Raw genomic sequence first — 1,259 nt, forward strand, 5'->3', positions numbered from 1 at the left:
CTCGGAGTGCCTCACCGGCGACGTGTTCGGCTCGGACCGGTGCGACTGCGGCCCGCAGCTGCGCGAGTCGGTCGAGCGGATCGCCGAGGCGGGCCGACCGCTCACGCCACATCACCTTCCGCGCCGGATGCCCACGACGGGCGCCGCTTGCCGCCCGCGAGAGTTTCATCATACGCTGAAACTAGTTTCCACACGCGATGAAATTAGAAGGCGGGCGATGGCGGCGGTATGCGCACGCCCGGAAACGGGTGGCCCACGACGTCCGGCCGGCCACCCCGCCCGCCTCGTCTGCCCCCGTCACCCCCGACCCCGACTCCCCCCAGCGGAGCAGCCACCATGGCCACCACACCGTCCACGCCGACACCATCCGCCCACCACCCCGGCCGAACCCCGGGCCGGCTGCTGCGACCGGCCGCCGTCTGCGCCGGCCTCCTCGCGAATCTCCTGTACCTGCTCGCCCTCACCGACATCGCCGGCTACGACCTGAGGACTCCTGCGGTGTTCGGCCAGCCGGTCCAGTCCGTCACGATCACCCTGGTGACCCTCTCCTCCGTCGTCCCCGCGCTACTCGGCTGGGCGCTCCTGGAGCTGCTGGAGCGGCGCCTCCCCCAGCGCGCGACGGCCCTCTGGACCACGCTCGCGGTCCTGCTGCTCGTCGGCGGACTCCCCTACGACGGAGCCGGTGTCACCACCACCGACCAGCTCCTGCTCGCCCTGATGCACCTGATCGTCGGCGCCGCGGTGATCCCCGCGTTCGCCATCACCTCACTGCGCCGGCCCTGACCCACCACCCGGCCCGCCCGGGCCGCCTGCACCTCACGGAGACACCCATGACCATGGCCTACATCGCCCACCCCGACCGGCAACAGACCCTCGAATGGATCGACGGCGGACTGCTCACGCTCCTGCTCGACGGCCAGGCCACCGAGGGACAGCTCACCGTCGGACTGTTCGACGTCCCCAAGGGCGAGGCCCCGCCCATCCACCTCCACACCCGCGAGGACGAGGTCTTCGTCCTCCTCAAGGGCGAGGCCCTCGTCTGGGTCGGGGACGAATGCCACAGGCTGTCCGCAGGCGGCGCCGTCTACCTGCCGCGCAGGATCCCCCACGGTTACCGCATCACCTCCGCCCGCGCGGACCTGCTGCTCATCGCCACCCCCGCAGGCATCGAGGAGATGTTCCGGCACGCCGGACGCGACGGCCATCCGGGTCGTGTCGCCGTCCTTCCAGACGGAGTCGTGTCCGGTGTGGCCGTTGTA

General features: G+C 71.4%; 2 protein-coding genes and 1 pseudogene. All 3 read left to right on the forward strand.

Annotated features, from left to right (window positions below):
* Positions 1-94 (forward strand): annotated as a pseudogene (locus tag ABZ885_RS41425) (GTP cyclohydrolase); the annotation flags it as partial.
* 242 nt (positions 95-336) lie between these two features.
* Positions 337-783, forward strand: coding sequence for a DUF6069 family protein (locus tag ABZ885_RS41430; RefSeq protein WP_360200412.1), 447 nt, complete (start codon positions 337-339; stop codon positions 781-783).
* 47 nt (positions 784-830) lie between these two features.
* On the forward strand, positions 831-1,259 hold a 429-nt coding region (locus tag ABZ885_RS41435; protein WP_360200414.1), incomplete at its 3' end, for a cupin domain-containing protein.

The organism is Kitasatospora sp. NPDC047058 (genome assembly GCF_040643935.1).
Classification (GTDB): domain Bacteria; phylum Actinomycetota; class Actinomycetes; order Streptomycetales; family Streptomycetaceae; genus Kitasatospora.

Excerpts from the sequence above, each read along its gene's own strand:
- ABZ885_RS41430 (WP_360200412.1), top strand. The coding sequence starts at position 337 with ATGGCCACCACACCGTCCACGCCGACACCATCCGCCCACCACCCCGGC.